Source organism: Amycolatopsis thermophila, from assembly GCF_030814215.1.
GTDB lineage: Bacteria > Actinomycetota > Actinomycetes > Mycobacteriales > Pseudonocardiaceae > Amycolatopsis_E > Amycolatopsis_E thermophila.
In genome coordinates this window covers 4,136,091-4,152,173 of record NZ_JAUSUT010000001.1, presented here as the reverse complement: position 1 = coordinate 4,152,173, position 16,083 = coordinate 4,136,091, and the positions used below count along the sequence as shown (strand labels likewise).

The 16,083-nt window shown below is 73.9% G+C and carries 17 protein-coding genes; 2 read left to right on the top strand and 15 right to left on the bottom strand.

The genetic code is table 11. The features are described 5' to 3' along the window. Positions 1–3: 3 nt before the first annotated feature. Genes mftE through mftA form a run of 8 tightly spaced genes read right to left on the bottom strand, consistent with a single transcriptional unit; the run spans position 4 to position 8,273 of the window. On the bottom strand, positions 4–717 hold the full coding sequence (mftE, locus tag FB470_RS20345) for a mycofactocin biosynthesis peptidyl-dipeptidase MftE (protein ID WP_306993791.1): 714 nt from the start codon (positions 715–717) through the stop codon (positions 4–6). Then, complete coding sequence (gene mftF, locus FB470_RS20340) at positions 714–2,126, bottom strand: mycofactocin biosynthesis glycosyltransferase MftF (protein WP_306993789.1); 1,413 nt, start codon at positions 2,124–2,126, stop codon at positions 714–716. Before mftF ends, mftE begins: the two co-directional genes overlap by 4 nt. Beyond that, entirely contained in the window at positions 2,123–2,908 is a 786-nt protein-coding gene (locus FB470_RS20335; protein WP_306993787.1) for a mycofactocin-coupled SDR family oxidoreductase, read from the bottom strand. The genes mftF and FB470_RS20335 overlap by 4 nt, the downstream gene beginning before the upstream one ends. Positions 2,909–2,946: 38 nt before the next feature. Beyond that, positions 2,947–4,878: a mycofactocin system FadH/OYE family oxidoreductase 2 gene (locus FB470_RS20330; protein WP_306993785.1), complete on the bottom strand. Its 1,932-nt coding sequence runs from the start codon at positions 4,876–4,878 to the stop codon at positions 2,947–2,949. Continuing rightward, positions 4,875–6,692: a mycofactocin system FadH/OYE family oxidoreductase 1 gene (locus tag FB470_RS20325; RefSeq protein WP_306993783.1), complete on the bottom strand. Its 1,818-nt coding sequence runs from the start codon at positions 6,690–6,692 to the stop codon at positions 4,875–4,877. The genes FB470_RS20330 and FB470_RS20325 overlap by 4 nt, the downstream gene beginning before the upstream one ends. After that, positions 6,689–7,891, bottom strand: coding sequence for a mycofactocin radical SAM maturase (gene mftC, locus FB470_RS20320; RefSeq protein WP_306993781.1), 1,203 nt, complete (start codon positions 7,889–7,891; stop codon positions 6,689–6,691). The genes FB470_RS20325 and mftC overlap by 4 nt, the downstream gene beginning before the upstream one ends. Positions 7,892–7,911: 20 nt before the next feature. Then, positions 7,912–8,196 carry a mycofactocin biosynthesis chaperone MftB gene (mftB, locus tag FB470_RS20315; protein WP_306993777.1) on the bottom strand — a complete coding sequence of 95 codons (285 nt, stop codon included), beginning with the start codon at positions 8,194–8,196 and terminating at the stop codon, positions 7,912–7,914. Continuing rightward, positions 8,181–8,273 (bottom strand): mycofactocin precursor MftA, encoded by a 93-nt coding sequence (gene mftA / locus FB470_RS20310; protein WP_370876685.1) that lies wholly within the window; start codon positions 8,271–8,273, stop codon positions 8,181–8,183. The genes mftB and mftA overlap by 16 nt, the downstream gene beginning before the upstream one ends. A 97-nt stretch (positions 8,274–8,370) precedes the next feature. Between mftA and mftR the strand changes: the two genes are divergently transcribed. Further along, complete coding sequence (mftR, locus tag FB470_RS20305) at positions 8,371–8,964, top strand: mycofactocin system transcriptional regulator (RefSeq protein WP_306993773.1); 594 nt, start codon at positions 8,371–8,373, stop codon at positions 8,962–8,964. A gap of 15 nt (positions 8,965–8,979) precedes the next feature. Here the strand turns inward: mftR and FB470_RS20300 are convergent, their stop codons facing one another. Genes FB470_RS20300 through FB470_RS20270 form a run of 7 tightly spaced genes read right to left on the bottom strand, consistent with a single transcriptional unit; the run spans position 8,980 to position 14,070 of the window. Next, positions 8,980–9,849 carry an NUDIX domain-containing protein gene (locus FB470_RS20300; protein ID WP_306993771.1) on the bottom strand — a complete coding sequence of 290 codons (870 nt, stop codon included), beginning with the start codon at positions 9,847–9,849 and terminating at the stop codon, positions 8,980–8,982. Between the two features lie 12 nt (positions 9,850–9,861). Beyond that, positions 9,862–10,815: an ROK family protein gene (locus tag FB470_RS20295; protein ID WP_306999392.1), complete on the bottom strand. Its 954-nt coding sequence runs from the start codon at positions 10,813–10,815 to the stop codon at positions 9,862–9,864. Between the two features lie 14 nt (positions 10,816–10,829). Further along, positions 10,830–11,219, bottom strand: a complete 390-nt coding sequence (locus FB470_RS20290; protein ID WP_306993769.1) for a hypothetical protein — start codon at positions 11,217–11,219, stop codon at positions 10,830–10,832. Further along, complete coding sequence (locus FB470_RS20285) at positions 11,216–12,358, bottom strand: ArsA family ATPase (protein ID WP_306993768.1); 1,143 nt, start codon at positions 12,356–12,358, stop codon at positions 11,216–11,218. Before FB470_RS20285 ends, FB470_RS20290 begins: the two co-directional genes overlap by 4 nt. 14 nt (positions 12,359–12,372) lie before the next feature. After that, positions 12,373–12,816, bottom strand: a complete 444-nt coding sequence (locus FB470_RS20280) for an SRPBCC family protein (protein ID WP_306993766.1) — start codon at positions 12,814–12,816, stop codon at positions 12,373–12,375. A gap of 39 nt (positions 12,817–12,855) precedes the next feature. Continuing rightward, complete coding sequence (locus tag FB470_RS20275; RefSeq protein WP_306993764.1) at positions 12,856–13,647, bottom strand: metallophosphoesterase family protein; 792 nt, start codon at positions 13,645–13,647, stop codon at positions 12,856–12,858. Positions 13,648–13,668: 21 nt separating this feature from the next. Continuing rightward, entirely contained in the window at positions 13,669–14,070 is a 402-nt protein-coding gene (locus tag FB470_RS20270; protein WP_306993762.1) for a polyketide cyclase / dehydrase and lipid transport, read from the bottom strand. 112 nt (positions 14,071–14,182) lie between these two features. Here FB470_RS20270 and FB470_RS20265 point away from each other — a divergent pair, with 112 nt between their 5' ends. Continuing rightward, positions 14,183–15,979, top strand: a complete 1,797-nt coding sequence (locus tag FB470_RS20265) for an AMP-dependent synthetase/ligase (protein ID WP_306993760.1) — start codon at positions 14,183–14,185, stop codon at positions 15,977–15,979. Positions 15,980–16,083 lie beyond the last annotated feature (104 nt).

The following is a 16,083-nucleotide window of genomic DNA, read 5'->3' as shown; positions in this document are numbered from 1 at the left end:
CGATCACCTCTTTGTGACAGGGGTCTCATGCACCGACTGCTCCATGATGCCATCTCTGGCAAGCGTTGCGGCAACATCAAGTAGAGCTTCCGTCCAACGGCTGAGTGCGGCGCGCCCCGCCTCCGCGCTCGCCCCGCGCGGATCACCCAGCACACCGTTCGGGCTCACCCCGCGCACCCCTTCCGAGCGCAACCGCCCGATCAACTCCGGCAACGGCGCGGTGTTGCCCGCCTCGAACCGCTGCGTCCGCACCGATTCCGGCCGCAGCGCCAGCATCACCGACGTCTCCAGCCGCCCCGCGTGCGAGTCGTCGGCCGGGCCGTCGGGGCTCCACGCGCGCACGTTGCGCCCCTCGTACCGCAGCCGCTTCACAGCCCGGTGCAGGGGGAACGCGTTGCCACCGTGCGCGGACACCAGCAACACCCCGGCGAACGCGTCGGCGGAACGCACCAGTTCGGTCACGACGAGTTCCGTTGCTTCCTGACCGATCGAGAGGGTGCCCGGAAAACCGGCGTGCTCGCCACTGGAACCGTAGGGCAGCGCGGGCGCGACGACCACCTCCGGCCGCGCCTGCCCCAGACGACGGCACAGTTCGACCGCGATCTCGGTGTCCACCGTGTACGGCAGGTGCGGCCCGTGCTGCTCGACCGCGCCCAGCGGCACGGCCAGCAGGCGGCGCTCGCCCAGTTCGGGCCAGGCCAGGTCGGCGAGGTTCACCGGCGTTTCCGGATCGAGTCCGCGCCGCGCAGCGCCTCCGTCGAGGGTGCTGGTGGGCGGCGAGCGGGCCAGTTGGCCAGGTCCGGGATCAGCGGACCGGCTTGCCGCTCGGCCAGGCAGCCGCGCCACACCCCGGCCCCGTAGGCGAGGTCGTCGGCGGCGCGCGCCAGCAGCCACCGCGCCGGGCCGACGTCCGGCCGGGTGCGCGCCCAGTCGAGGAGGTGGCGGGCGTAGGCCAGGGCGAGCACGCGCCGTCCCCGCCGGGACAGCGCCAGCAGGGGGACCGCGACCGGGCCCCACGCGCCGGTGAGGGCGTCGGCGAGGAACCGGCCCGCCGCGACGTGCCCGCGCAGCGCGATGCCGAGGGCCTCCTCGGCCGGCACGTCGAGTGGTTTCAGCTTGCGCGGCAACAAAGCGGCGGTGGCGAGCGCGATCGCGGCACCGGTTTTCGGGCGTCCCGCGGCGATCGCGAGCCACGCCAGTGCGGTCCAGCCGGACACGCGGACCGGTGCCAGGGCCTTGCGGCCGTGTCGGCGGGCGAGCGGGCCGGCGGAAGTGCCGTAGCTGTACCGCTGTTGGAGCCAGCCACGCCAGGTGCTGCGCGGTGCGTGGACCACTTCGGACCGCGGCTCGTACCGCACGGAGCCGCCGGCGTCGACGAGGCGCCAGATCAGATCGACGTCCTCCCCGAAGCGCAGCTCCTCGTCGAAGCCGTGGATCGCCTGCAGCGCCGAGGTTCGCACGACCAGCGCGGCGGTCGGCAGGTAGGTGATGCGGCCGCGCGGCCGGACCTGGGCCGGGACCGGTCCCATGTCCAAAGAGGACCGCAACCGCTCGTAGCGGGAGAGCGTGCCGGCACCCGGTTCGCTCCGCACGCGGGGCGCGACGGCCACCACGGCCGGGTCCTCGAACTGGGCCAGCAGCGGCTCGAGCCAGCCCGGTTCCGGCCGGGTGTCGGCGTCGAGGAAGGCGACCAGTTCGGTGGTGACCTTGCGCCAGCCGGTGTTGCGGGCCGCGGCCGGCCCGCGCGGGACCGGGTGCCGGTCGACGGCGTGCGGCACCGGAACGGCGGACCCGTCGTCGACGACGAGGGTTTCGCGCACCTCGGCCAGGTGCGGCAGGAGCCCGGCGAGCCGGTCGGCGTGGTCGCGGACCGGGACGACGACCGTGACGTCCTGCGGGGTCAGCTTCGCGTCGTCGTAGGCGGGGTGGACCATGCCGGCGAGGATCAGCTTGTCGGCGAGGCGCCGGTGGTGGGGCTTGTCGCCGACCGGTTCGCCGTCGCACCAGGCCGCGAACAGGCGGGCGCCGGTCGCGGACAGCCTGATGACCCGCAGGGGCGCACCGCCGACGAGGACGCGCCCGCCGCCGACCGCCTTGGTGGACGGGTCGAGCCGCAGTGTCGTCATGCCGTGAACCCCCCGTCCGCGTGCACCACCGTGCCGGTGATCGCGCCGGCGTCCGGGCCGCACAGCCAGCACACCGCGGCGGCCACCTCCTCGGGTTCCAGCAGGCGCTCGGCGAGCTGGTGCTGGGCGAACTCCTCGACGTCGTCCAGGTCGTAGAGGGCGGCGGTGGCGTCGAGCATGCTGGTGCGGGTCGAGCCGGGTGAGACCGCCGTGGCGGTGACGCCCGTGCCGCGCAGGTCGGTCGCCAGGCCGCGGATCAGGCCGACCACGGCGTGCTTGGCGGCGTTGTAGCCGGCCAGGCGCCACAGGCCGGTGTGCGCGGCGGCCGAGGCGAGCGCGACGAACCGCCCGGTGCGCGGCTGCGGCCGGCGCAGCAGGGCCGGGACGGCCGCGCGGGCCAGGTGGAAGACACCGTCCACGCCGGAGGCGAAGAGCGATTCCCATTCGGAATCGGTGGTCTCCCACAGGGGCCGCCCGCCGGCCATGACGGCGGCCGCGGCGACGGCGGCGTCCAGGCCCCCGAACTCGCCCTCGGCGGTGGCCACGGCCCCGTCGAGGGCCTGCTGGTCCCGCACGTCGGCGACGACGTCGAGAACCTGGCCGGGCCACTTCGCGGCCACCTCGGCGAGCTGCTCCCGCCGGCCGAGCGGGTAGGGCACCCCGGGCAGGTCCTCACCGACATCCACCGCGACGACCCGCCACCCCTCGCCGGCGAGGCGGTGCACGACGGCCGCGCCGATGCCGCGCGCCGCCCCGGTCACGAGGGCCACCCGCCCGCTCACTTGATCATCACCACGCCCGGAGCCTCCCACGACACCCGTCACAGCGACACCCCCGCGCGGTGGCCCTCCACGATCGCGGCGTGGGCGCGTCGCGGGGTGACGCAGTCACCCGCGCGCAGGACCGGGAACGGCGCGTCGCGCAGGGAGCGCCACAGGTCGTCCTCGGGGTCCTGGTGCGTCGCGCACACCACCCAGTCGCAGCGGACCTCCCTGGTCTCACCGGTCGTGTGCGTCAGGACCCGCATCGCCACACCCCCATCCTCCGTCGCGGCGGCCGCGAGCACCATCTCGTCCGTCCGCTCCGCGATCCCGAGCCCGTGCGCGCGCCGGGCGAACATCTCCCGGTCCAGGGTGATCCCCAGGTCCTGCCCGGCCACCATCCCGGGTGTCGACAGCGTCACCCGGCAGCCGCGCCGGGCCAGCAGCTCCGCCACCGACGTCGCCGGGTGGAAACCGACCTCGTCGACCACCACCACCTCCCCCGACGGCGCGACCCCGGACAGCACGTCCCGCGCGTGCACCACCCGCGGCAACCCCGAGGCCCACGACGGCAACCGCGCCCGGGCGCCCGTCGCGAGCACCACCGCGTCCGGCGCCTCGTCCCGCACCAGAGCCGCCGTCGCGGCGACACCGGTGCGCACCGCGACCCCGGCCCGCGCGCAGTCGGCGAGCAGGTTGCGCACCAGGTCACCCAGCTCGGCCCGGCCCGGCGCGGTCGCCGCCAGTGCGATCTGCCCGCCGGGCTCGGCCGAGCGCTCGAACACCGTCACCCGGTGGCCGCGCTGCGCGGCGGTGGCCGCCGCCTGCAGGCCGGCCGGTCCCCCTCCGACCACGAGCACCCGCTTCGGACGGGGCCCGGGCGCGGGCAGCGGCACGGCCTCGCGGCCGGCGAGCGGGTTCTCCACGCACCCGAGCCAGCGGTTGAGCCCCATCCGCCCGGCGCACTCCTGGTTGCACGACAGGCACGTCCGCACCGGCTGCCCGGCCCGGGCCTTCCGGGCGAACGACGGGTCCGCGATCTGCCCGCGCACGACGCCGACCAGGTCGCACCGCCCCTCGGCCAGCGCGCGTTCGGCCTCCTCGGGCGACTTGATCCGGCCGACCCCGACCACCGGCACCGACACCGCGCGCCGCACCGCCTCGGCCACCGGGAGGGCGTACCCGCGCGGCACCGCCATCGACGGCTCGACCATGTACAGCGACGACGTCGCCACCCCGACCGAGGTGTTCAGGTAGTCCACGGCCGGCTCCACCATCCGCGCCACCTCGACCGCCTCGTCGAGCGTGACGCCACCGGCGACCAGGTCGTCGCCGGACAACCGCACACCGAGCGCGCGATCCGGGCCGATCGACGCGCGCACGACGTCGAGGATCTCCAGCAGGATCCGCGCCCGGTTCGCCAGCGACCCGCCGTAGCCGTCGGTCCGCAGGTTCGTCCCCGGCGCCAGGAACCCCCGGACCAGCGAGGACTGCGAGCACTGGATCTCCACGCCGTCGAAGCCGCCCTCGGCGCAGTGCCGCGCGACCCGCCCGTACCCGGCGACGACCTCGGCGATCTCCGCGGCGGTCATCGCCTTCGGCACCTCCCGGAACAGCGGGTCCGGCACCGGCGAGGGCGCCCACACCGGGCGCCGCGTGTACATCGACGACGCCTGGCCACCGTTGTGGTTGAGCTGCGCGAAGATCGGCACCCCGTGCGCGTGCACCGCGTCGGTGATCCGCCGGTAGCCCGGCACGACCTCCGGCCGGTGGCCCCGGATCACCTTCTCGTACGGCTGGTCCGACGGGTGCACGACGTGCTCCTCGGACACGATGAGCCCGGTCCCGCCCGCCGCGCGCGCCGCGTAGTAGGCGGCGTGCTGCTCGGTCGGCAGCCCGTCGGTGGCGTAGTTGGTCAGGTGCGCGGCGAACACGATCCGGTTGCGCACCTCGACGGGCCCGATCCGCAACGGGGAGAACAACAGGCTCACAGCGCCACCGCCGCGCGACGGCCGTCCAGGACGGCCTCGTGGATCGTCCGCGGCGCGACCGCGTCGCCGACCGCCTGCCCGGCCAGTGCCGCGTTCGGCAATCGGTGTCCACAATGGACCACAGCGGCGCAGGCCAGCGCACGGCGTTCCGCGGTGAACACGTCCTCCAGCACGACGTGGTCCGCACACACCTCCCGCAGCCGGGACCGCTTCGCGAGCGCGACCCCGGCCCGCTGCAGCCGCGCGTTGACCTCGGCGAGGTCGGCCACCTGGGTGGCGATCACCGGGTCCGGGCTGACGATCGCCACCGGGTGCCGGGCCGCGAGGAGTTCCGCGACCCCCGCACCGACCCAGTCGCCGAGCGGGTCGTGCACCACGACCGGCCCGCCGGGCACCGGCACCGCCCCGGTCAGCACGTCGACCACGTCCAGCACGCGCCCGCCGTCGACGGCGTAGTCGCGGGGCCCCGCGACACTGCCCGTTGCCACGATCACCGGGCGCCCGTCCGCCGCGGTGGTCTCCACGCCGGTCCGCACGCGCACGCCCAGGCGCCGGACCTCGGACTCCAGCCAGTCGACGAGCCCGGCGAGCCGGTCCCGCCCGGTGACCCTCGCCGCGACCCGGACCATGCCGCCGACCCGCTCGGCCCGCTCGGTCAACTCGACGTCGAAACCCCGCAGCGCGAGGACCCGCGCGGCCTCCAGCCCGGCCGGTCCCCCGCCGACGACCAGCACCTCGCCGGAACCCGGCTCCCCCACGGGCGGGTCCTCGGTCTCGTGCCCGCTGCGCGGCTCGCCGATGCAACTGACGATCGGGTTGCGCGGGTCGCGCACCCGGCACCTCTGGTTGGACAGCACGCACGGCCGCGGCCGCGTCCCCGCCCGCACGTGCCGGACGAGGTCGGGGTCGGCGATCTGCGCGCGGGTCATCTCGACCAGCCCGGCGAACTCCAGTGACCGCTCCGCCTCGGCGGGATCGACCACGCTGCCCTGCAACACGGTCAGCACGCGCCCGGACAACGCCCGGCACATCCGCGAGTTGAACCCCGGCTCGGTGCGCAGATCAGGACGGGCGTCCGCGAACGCCGAGCCGCGCACGGGCACCAGGTAGTCCACGCCGTCCACCTCGGGCACCGACGCGGGCGTGATGCCCGCCCACGGCGCGCCCTCGTCGCAGGCCAGCCGCAGCCCGAGGATCCGGTCGCCGATCACCTCGCGCACCGCGGCCAGCACCTCGCGCAGCAGCAGTCCCCGGTCGGCGCCGTAGCGGTCGGTGCGCTGGTTCGTCAGCCCCGAGCAGAACTGCCGCAGCAGGGAATGCTGACCGGCGTCGATCTCCACACCGTCCACACCGGACTCCTCGGCCAGCGCGGCCGAGTCACGGAATCCCTCGAGGAGCGCCGAGATCTCCCGCTCTTCCATGGCCATCGGCAGCTCCCGGCTCACCGCGTCCGGCACGCGGGACGGCGCCCACAGCGCCGACTGGTGGTGGGCCGAACTCCCCTGGCCGCCGGCGTGCCCGAGCGAGGCCACCACCAGCGTCCCGTGTGGACGGCAGGCGTCCGCGACGGACGACCAACCGGGACCGCACAGCGCGGCCAGCGGTGCGCGCTCGTAGGGCCAGTCGGAGTCGTGCACGCTCGCCGTCTCGGTGACGACGATCCCGGCACCGCCCTCGGCCCGCCGCCGGTAGTAGGCGACGTGGCGGTCGGCGAGCCGGCGGCCCCGGGCCAGGTTCGTTTCGTGCGGACCGAAGAGGACCCGGCTCGGGGCGGTACGGCCGCCGACCCGCACGGGGCCGGCGAGCCTGCTCATCGCGCGGGCTGGAACCCCGCGAGCGGGCTGGTGTCGCAGGCCCGGTCCGGCCGGGCGCCGTCGGACGGCGGGCCGAACCCGATGTCCACCGCGACCTTGCGGCTCCGGCGGGTCGTGCGGTGCGAATGGTCCACATGCGACCGTGGCGCGGGCGCGCCCACGGTCTGCAGGGCCAGCTCGCCGTGCCCCTTGACGCACTCGGGGTCGGGCCCGTCCAGCGGCAGTCCGGTGAAGAACTTCGCCGCCATGCACCCGCCCTGGCAGGCGTCGTAGGCCGAGCACGACGTGCACGCGCCGCCGGTCTGCGGGCCGCGCAGGCGCTCGAACAGCGCGGACCCCGTCCACACCCCGGCGAACCCGCCCTCGTCGCGGACGTTGCCGGCGAGGAACTCCTCGTGGATCGCGAACGGGCACGCGTAGACGTCGCCGACGGGGTCGATCAGGCACACCACCCGGCCCGCGCCACACAGGTTCAGGCCCGGCAGCGGGTCCGAGCCGAGCGCGTTGAGGTGGAAGAACGAGTCGCCGGTGAGGACCTTCTCGCCGTTGGCGACGAGCCACTCGTAGAGCTCGAGCTGCTGCTCCGCGGTGGGGTGCAGCTCGTCCCAGGTGTCGGCACCGCGACCGGACGGGCGCAGCCGCGTGATGCGCAACTGGGCGCCGTAGCGGTCGGCGATGGCCTTGAACTCGTCGAGCTGCCCGACGTTGTGCCGGGTCATCACGACGCTGAGCTTGAAGTCGCGGAACCCGGCGTCGGAGAGGTTCCGCATCGCCCGCATCGCGGTGTCGTACGAGCCGGGGCCGCGGACGTGGTCGTTGACCTCGGCGGTCGCGCCGTCGAGCGAGATCTGCACGTCGACGTAGTCGGTCGCGGCGAGCCAGCGCGCCCGCTCCGGCGTGAGTTTGACGCCGTTGGTGGAGAACTTGACGCCCACCTGGTGGTCCACCGCGTACTCGACGAGCTCCCAGAAGTCGGAGCGCACGGTCGGTTCGCCACCGCCGATGTTGACGTAGAAGACCTGCATGCGCTGCAGCTCGTCGATGACGGCCTTGCACTCCTGCGTGCTCAGCTCGCGCGGGTCGCGGCGGCCCGACGAGGACAGGCAGTGCACGCACGACAGGTTGCAGGCGTAGGTGAGTTCCCAGGTCAGGCAGATGGGCGAGTTGAGCCCCTGCTTGAAGTGTTCGACGAGCTTCATCGCACGCCCTTCGTGGTGGTTCAGCGCGGTTCGATCGTGCCGTTGTCGGCGAGTCCCGCCAGCGCCTTCAGGTAGCTCTGGCGCTGGTCGTCGGGGACGCCGGCGGCGTCGAGGGTGGTGTGCACGTCGGGTTTGTCCCCGAGCGTGCGCACCACCTCGACCAGGATCTTCGTCTTCAGGAACGAAAGCCTCCGGGTGCCGAAGTCGTAGGCGAGCGCCCCGAACGGTTCCGGCCGCAACGCGACCCGCGGGGAGCACCGGTAGGCCCGGTCGGGATCGAACACGACGGTCAGTAGACGCCGCACATGCCGTCGATGGAGACCTCTTCCACGAGCAGGTCCTCTTCGACGAGCGTGTCCTTGGGGGCAGAGTCGGCGGTCATCTTGTCGGACATGGGATGCTCCCTTCGGCGATCCGGCCGCTCCGCTGCGGCCGCGCTTCTGGGACGATAATGGCACCGAGTGCCGAATGGAAGAGGGATGACCGAAAAGGCGGATGCCCACCGGGCGGGGCGCAAGCCGATCACGTCACGTGCCGAGGTCGAGCACGTGGCGTTCGAGCTGTTCACCAGCCGGGGGTTCGACCGCACCACGATCGACGACATCGCGAAGGCCGCCGGCATCGGGCGGCGTACGTTCTTCCGCTACTTCCCGTCGAAGAACGACGTCGCCTGGGGCGACTTCGACGGCCAGCTGGACCGCATGCGCAAACGGCTCGCGTCGTACCCGCCGGACCGCCCGCTGCTCGCCGTCATCCGCGAGGCGCTGGTCGACTTCAACCGCGTCGCCCCGGACGAGGCGCCCTGGCACCGGCGGCGGATGGAGCTGATCCTGACCACCCCGGCGCTGCAGGCGCACTCGACGCTGCGGTACGCGGACTGGCGTCAGGTGATCGCGGAGTTCGCGGCGGACCGGCTCGGGGTGGACGCCTCGTCGCTGGCCGCGCAGACGATCGCCTACACGGCCCTGGGCATCGCACTGGCGGCGTACGAACAGTGGCTGCGCGATCCCGCGGCCGATCTGGGCGAACTGCTCGCATCCGGCGTCGACGAGCTGAGCACCGCGCTCCGCTGACCGCGACCGCCTGAACTACTCGGAGACCAGGTTCAGGAACGCCGACGGGCCCAGCACGCCCGCGCCCTCGGCCTCCACCCGGGACCGCAACTCGCGGTCCGCCGTGACGACCACGACGTGGTCCTCCGGGCGCGCGTCGCGCGCCTTGCGGACGCTCTCCACGATCTGCGAGTCACCGTCCCGCACGGCGGCGATCACCTCGACGTCGTCGGCCGGTGCGACGTCGCGCGCCTGCCCCTCGACGACCATCCGCACCCGCGGCCACCAGGACCACGCGTGGTCGCCCAGCCCGATGTCGGCTCCGCGCACGCCGGTGTGCACCAGTCCGCTCAACCGGTCCCGCAACCGCTCCGCGGCGCCGGCCCGGTCGCGCCACCACCCGTCCGGCCGTGAGCCCACCACGTTCGCCGCGTCGACCACCAGCACCAGCTCGCGTCCGAGCTGCTCGTGCAGCGACGGCCACGCGGCGGCGAAATCCCGGTGCAGGGGGAACGACGCGACCTCCTCGGGCGGCACCCAGCGCAGCTCGGCGCTCTCCTCGTTCACGACCCGCTCGCGCACCGGGTGGCGGGTGCCGGCGAGCACCGTCGTGTAGGTCCAGCCGCCGTGGTCGACAACGGACTCGGCCGTCGGGCGCACCGCGGCGACCGGCACCGCGGCCTCCTCCTCGGCCTCCCGCGTGGCGGCCTCGCGCGCCGACTCGTGACCGCGCCGGGCACCGCCGGGCAGTGCCCACGTCTCGCCGTGGTGCGTCCACCAGGCCCGGTGCTGCAACAGCACGCCCCGCTCGGGATCGGTCAGCAGCAGGCCGGCGGCACCGTACAGGCCCCAGTGCCGATGGCCGCGCTCGCAGTACACGAAGCCGTCGCCGTCATCAGGGGTCATCCCCCCAGCTTGTCACACCGCTCGGGCTTCCAGGGCGAGCGCGGCGGCGCCGACCAGGGCGGCATCGTCGCCCAGCTGCGCGGTGCGGATGCGCGCCAGCGGCCGGTGCCTGCCTCCGGTGACGGCCGCCGCGTAGTGCTCGCGGGCCTCGTCGAGGAACAGCGGCGCCGACTCCGACACCCCGCCCGCGATCACCACGACCTCCGGGTCGAACACGTCCGCGACCAGCGCGAGCCCCTCGCCGAGCCACTTCGCCAGCTCCGCCACCGCGCGCTGGGCGATCGGGTCCCCGTCGCGGGCGGCGCCCGCCACCCGGCGGCCGGTCAGCGCGCCGGGGTCGATCGCGATGTCCCTGGCCAGGATCGTCGAACTGCCGGGGTACCGCGCCAGCAGCTCGATCGCCGTCGCCGCCAGCGCCGTCCCGCTGCAGTAGCGCTCCCAGCAGCCGTACTTCCCGCACGGGCAGGCGCGCCCGTCCGGCACCACGGTCAGGTGCCCCAGTTCCGGCGCGACCCCGTTCGCGCCCCGGTACAGCTCGCCGTCCAGCAGCAGGCCCGCGCCGATCCCGGTGCCGATCGCGACCAGCGCCGCGACCCCGGCGCCGCGGGCGGCGCCGAACCGGTGCTCCCCGACCGCGGCGGCGTTGGCGTCGTGTTCCAGGGTCACCGGCAGGCCGACGCGCTTGCTGATCCGGTCCGCGACCGGGGCGTGGCGCCACGCCAGGTGCGGCGCGAACATCACCGTGCGGCGGTCGTTGGCGATGAACCCGGCAACCGCCAGCCCGACCGCGCCGACCTCGCCGCGGTCGCCGAGGCCGCTGTGCCGGTTGCGCAGCTCGTCGATCACCCCGGTGATCGCGTCCTCGAGCGCGGACTCCGCACCCGGCGTGCCCGCGCGGGCGGTGTCCAGGATCGAGCCGTGCTCGTCCACCACGCCGGCGCGGACGCTCGTGCCGCCGACGTCCAGACCGATCGCGAGCACTAGTTCTCCCGCCACTGGACCGGGATGCGCTGCACCCGGCCGGACTCGGGCCGCGGGCGCGGCGGCGGCTGGAACCCGGGCATGTGCACGCCCTCCTGCGGGTCCCACCGGTCGGCCAGCACCGCGCGCAGCAACGCGATCACCTGCGCCGCCTGCTCCAGCACGCGGGCCACGAACTCGGGCTTCTCGCCGCGCACGACCGCGACGACGGCGCACAGCGGGCACCAGCCGCAGTCGGCGCCCGCGCCCTCGCCGGTCGCCTCCGTCCCGCCGTGGCCGGCGGCCACGACCCCGTCCAGCCAGGGCGCCGCCCGCTCGGCGACCATCTCGACGAGCAGGCGGATCTCCTCGGCCAGGCTCGCCGCGGTCACACCTTCGCCGGTGGTCATGCGTCCTCCCCGGGTTTGGTCAGCGAGACGACGAGACCGTCCGCATCGGACTCGGCACCGGTGATCCGGCAGGGGCGCAACGGCTCCGGCAGTGCCACCAGGCGGCGGAACCCGTCGACGGTGACGGACAGGTCGTCGTCGACGCGAGCGAGGTCGAGGTCGGCGTCGCGGTCCAGCGGCAGGGCCAGGCGCAGGCGGTAACCACCGTCCACTTCGGTCACCGTGAGCAGCGGCGCGGCCGCGGAACCGTCCCCGCTCAGCGGATCGGACTCGCCGTACAACTCGGTCGCGATGTCGCGCAGCGCGGGCAAGCCGACCGGTTCCTCGGCGCGGAACTCCACCCGGGACAGCTGCCACGTCAGCTCGCCCAGCACGCGATCCTGCGCGCGGCGGCGGGTGCGCATCCAGGACGCCGCCGGCCCGCGCCACACCCCGGGCGCCGGCATGAGCCGGTTCGCGATCAGGCCGTCGACCCGGATCCCGCGCAGCGCGAGCGAGCTGAGCGTGCGCCGCGCCTCGGCGACCACGACCCGCTCGGGCGTCAGCACGAGCCGCACCGTGGTGATCGCCGGGTCGGTCAGCAGGTCGCGCAGGGACCGCACGTGCGCCGCGAGCTCGCGCACGGACCGGACCACGGCGCGGGACCCGGTGAGCGTGAGCTGCCAGCCGAACACCTTGTCCAGGTACCCGGAGACGGCCTCGGGAAGCGCCAGCAGCCGCAGTGTCTCCGCGGTCGGCCCGCAGTCCACGACCACGACGTCCCAGCGGCCCGCCTCGGCCAGGCGCTGCACCTCGGTCAGGGCGAGCAGCTCGTCCACGCCGGGCAGGACGCTCAGCTCCTCGGCGTCCAGCGCGTCCACCCCGGCGCCCGCGAGCGCGGTCTTGAGGCGGCCCCGCAGGTCCTGCCAGATGTCGTCGACCAGGCCGCGCGAATCCACCTGCGCGCCGTGCAGCCGCGTATCCACATCGGACGGCTCGCGGCCCAGGCGCCTACCGAACGCGTCAGCGAGCGAGTGCGCGGGATCCGTGGACACCACGAGGGTCTTGTAGCCGCGCGCCGCCAGCCCGGCGGCCGTCGCCGCCGCGAGGGTCGTCTTGCCGACGCCTCCCTTGCCCGTGAACAGCAGCAGCCGGGTCATCCGCCGCCCCGCCCTCAGGCGAGGTCCTCCACGCGGCGCTTGAGCTCCTTCAGCGCGGTGTCCATCACCATCTTCTCGGCCTTGCGGCGCAGCAGCCCGATCATCGGCAGCACCAGCTCGACCGACAGGGTGTAGGTGACGCGGGTGCGGCCCTCCCCGACGGTCTCCAGCTCGTAGCGGCCGTCCTGCGCCTTCTGCATCTGGCCGCGCACCAGGTGCCAGCTGACCGAGCGGCCGTCGGCGGCCCAGTCGTACTCCAGCGTGTAGACGTCCTTGATCGGCCCGGCGTCCAGCGTCAGCTTGACCTGCTTGGGGCGGCCGTCGTCGTCGGTGGCGAGCACCTCGGTCTCCCGGACCTGCTTGGCCCATTCCGGGTACGACGCGAAGTCCGCGATCACCGCCATGACCTTCTCGGGCGGCGCGTCGACCTCGATGGACTGCGTGGACTGCTCGGCCATGGCGGAGAGGTTACCGCCTGCGCCCCGCCCGCACCGCAGTCACCACCGCAGCACGTAGGGCCGCTCGGTGACCTTGAAGTGACCGACGTTGCGGCACTCCGTCCGGCCGACGCGCAGCCGGCGCGACAGGGGCTGGTGCACGTGGCCGAACAGCGACCAGCGCGGCTGCTCCGCGTAGACCAGCCCGCGCAGCGCCGACGAGCCCAGCTCGTGCCGCCGCGCGACCACGTCGTAGGTCAGCTCGGGCAGCGCGGGCGGCTGGTGGGTGCACAGCACGTCGATGTCGGTGAGCTTGCCGACGACCTCGTCGAACTCCTCCTGCGTGCGCAGGAACGGCCGCCACACCGGGTTCGACCGGCGGATCGTGGCGCCCGCCGGCAGCACCACCCCGCCGGCGAAGCCGAACCGCAGGCCGCCGATCTCGACGACCTCGCCCTCGACCAGGCGCACGTCGTCCCCCGCGAACTCCGGCCACAGGTCCGGCGAGTCCACGTTGCCGGCGATCGCATAGGTCGGGGCCGTCATCGCCCCGAACAGGGCGGTGTACTGCTCGCGGACGGCGTCCTCCACGGCGGCGGCCGGGTCGTCGAGGCTCGACCACAGCGACCGGGAGAAGGCGATCGACTCCTCGCGGGTGCCCTCGCGGCGCAGCCGGGCGAACGTCGCGACCTTCTCGGCGCCGAACAGCGTGCCGAGGATGCCCTGGTCGTGCTGGTGGTAGTTGACGAAGTCGAGCAGGTCGCCGAGGACGATCAGGGCGTCGGCACCCTCACCGGCCCGCGCCAGGGCCTCGGTGTTGCCGTGGACGTCCGACACCACATGAACGCGCATGATCCCCCCAGTTTAGCGATGCTAAGAACCCTGCGGGGGCACGCCGGGCTCCCGCCCGTCCTCCAGGACCTCCTTCAGCCCGAGAGCCACGGCCTTCGCGGCGCGGGCCCGCCGGTCGAACTCGCGGCGCAGCTGCCGCGGGGTCATCGGCGTCGCCGGGGTGGCGCGGAGGAAGTAGTGCAGCAGGGTGCCGTCGAGGCTGCGCTCCAGCCACACCTCCATCGTGCCGACCAGGGCGCCCCGCACGGTCCAGCGCAGGCCCTCGTCGCCGCGGTCGGTGTAGACCTCGAGCACCAGGTCCGGCCAGTACCGCCGCCAGGCCGCCGGGTCGGCGAACACCGCCGCCACCGTGCCGGGCGGCACCGCGAGGAAGGTCTCGTCGACGATGTCGATGCCGGGCGGCGCCCCGTTGAGCGTGCTCACGCCCAGCAGAATGTCATGCCCGTGTGAACGGGGGCTCGCCCCCTTGGTCGTAAGGTGTCACCGACGCTAAGTTGTGACTGGCGAGTAACACCCTGAACGACGGAGGTCCACCGTGCGCGAGTACAGCGCCCCGGCACTGCAGCCGGTTGCCGACGACGAGAACCTCGCCGACATCGTGTGGGCGAACGCCGAGCGCTTCCCCGACGCGATCAGCTTCCGGCGGCAGGTGGACGGCTCCTGGCTGGACGTCACCGCCCGCGAGTTCGCCGCCCAGGTCATCGGCGTCGCGAAGGGCCTGGTCGAGGCCGGGATCGAGCGCGGCGACCGGGTCGGCCTGATGTCCAAGACCCGCTACGAGTGGACGCTGCTCGACTTCGCGATCTGGGCCGCCGGCGCGGTCACCGTGCCGATCTACGACACCTCCTCGCCCGAGCAGGTGGCCTGGATCCTGTCCGACTCCGGCGCCAAGGGCGTGTTCGTGGAGACCGGGGAGCACCTGGCCGCCGTCGACGAGGTCCGCGACCGGCTGCCCGCGCTGCAGTACACCTGGCAGATCGAGGCCGGCCGTCCCGCGGTGGACGAGCTGACCACGCTGGGCGCCGAGGTCGCCGACGACACCGTGCACGAGCGGCGCCGCGCGGTGCGGGCGGGCGACCTGGCCACCATCGTGTACACCTCGGGCACCACCGGCCGTCCCAAGGGCGTCGAGCTGACCCACCGCAACCTGCTCGCCGAGATCCGGGCCGACATCAACGCGTTCCCGCAGCTGATGGAGCAGGGCAACTCGCTGCTGTGCTTCCTGCCGCTGGCGCACGTGCTGGCCCGCGCCATCGCCGTCACCGCGATCACCGCGCGCGTCACCCTGGGCCACACCCCGGACGTCAAGAACCTGGTCGCCGACCTGGGCACCTTCCGCCCGACGTTCGTGGTGGCCGTGCCGCGCGTGTTCGAGAAGGTCTACAACGGCGCGAAGCAGAAGGCGCACAGCGAGGGCAAGGGCAAGATCTTCGACGCCGCTGAGCAGGTGGCCGTCTCCTACAGCGAGGCGCAGGACTCCGGCGGGGCGGGCCTGGCGCTGAAGGCGCAGCACTTCCTGTTCGACAAGCTCGTCTACGGCAAGCTGCGGGCCGCGCTCGGCGGTCGCTGCATCGCCGCGGTGTCCGGCGGCGCGCCGCTGGGCGCCCGCCTGGCGCACTTCTTCCGCGGCATCGGCGTGCCGGTGTTCGAGGGCTACGGCCTGACCGAGACCTCGGCCGCGGCGAACGTCAACACCCAGGACGCGTTCCGCGTCGGCACCGTCGGCCGCCCGGTGGCGGGCACCTCGGTGCGCATCGCCGACGACGGCGAGGTCCTGCTCAAGGGCGACGTCGTGTTCGACGCCTACTTCAACAACGAGACCGCGACCAAGGAGGCGCTCGAGGACGGCTGGTTCCACACCGGCGACCTCGGCGAGCTCGACGACGACGGGTTCCTGCGGATCACCGGGCGCAAGAAGGAGATCATCGTGACGGCGGGCGGCAAGAACGTCGCCCCGTCCGGCCTCGAGGACACCATGCGCGCCCACCCGCTGATCAGCCAGGCCATGGTGGTCGGTGACCAGCGCCCCTTCATCGCCGCGCTGATCACGATCGACGAGGAGTTCTTCCCGGCCTGGAAGTCGCAGAACGGCAAGCCGGCCGGCGCCACCGTCGCCGACCTGGCGCAGGACCCGGACCTGCTCGCGGCCGTGCAGGGCGCCGTCGACGAGGCCAACAAGCAGGTCTCGCACGCCGAGGCGATCAAGAAGTTCGTCATCCTCGGCAACGACTTCACCGAGGCCGGTGGGGAGATCACGCCGAGCCTGAAACTCAAGCGCAACGTGGTCACCAAGAACTACGCGACCTTCATCGAGGGTCTGTACCAGAAGTAGTCGCCTGCCCGCTGTCCGCGATCCGGGCCCGGGCACGCGAGTTCCCGGGCGCGGCTCGCGCAGGGCCGTCCAGGCTGGCACGCCGGGTGCGGCCACAGCGGCCT

What these genes read in the sequence shown, in the direction of transcription:
- mftF (WP_306993789.1), bottom strand. Translation starts at nt 2,126, where the DNA reads ATGACGACACTGCGGCTCGACCCGTCCACCAAGGCGGTCGGCGGCGGG.
- mftR (WP_306993773.1), top strand. Translation starts at nt 8,371, where the DNA reads ATGACCGAAAAGGCGGATGCCCACCGGGCGGGGCGCAAGCCGATCACG.
- FB470_RS20280 (WP_306993766.1), bottom strand. Translation starts at nt 12,816, where the DNA reads ATGGCCGAGCAGTCCACGCAGTCCATCGAGGTCGACGCGCCGCCCGAG.
- FB470_RS20290 (WP_306993769.1), bottom strand. Translation starts at nt 11,219, where the DNA reads ATGACCACCGGCGAAGGTGTGACCGCGGCGAGCCTGGCCGAGGAGATC.
- mftA (WP_370876685.1), bottom strand. Translation starts at nt 8,273, where the DNA reads ATGACCGCCGACTCTGCCCCCAAGGACACGCTCGTCGAAGAGGACCTG.
- FB470_RS20325 (WP_306993783.1), bottom strand. Translation starts at nt 6,692, where the DNA reads ATGAGCAGGCTCGCCGGCCCCGTGCGGGTCGGCGGCCGTACCGCCCCG.
- FB470_RS20300 (WP_306993771.1), bottom strand. Translation starts at nt 9,849, where the DNA reads ATGACCCCTGATGACGGCGACGGCTTCGTGTACTGCGAGCGCGGCCAT.
- FB470_RS20275 (WP_306993764.1), bottom strand. Translation starts at nt 13,647, where the DNA reads ATGCGCGTTCATGTGGTGTCGGACGTCCACGGCAACACCGAGGCCCTG.
- mftC (WP_306993781.1), bottom strand. Translation starts at nt 7,891, where the DNA reads ATGAAGCTCGTCGAACACTTCAAGCAGGGGCTCAACTCGCCCATCTGC.
- FB470_RS20285 (WP_306993768.1), bottom strand. Translation starts at nt 12,358, where the DNA reads ATGACCCGGCTGCTGCTGTTCACGGGCAAGGGAGGCGTCGGCAAGACG.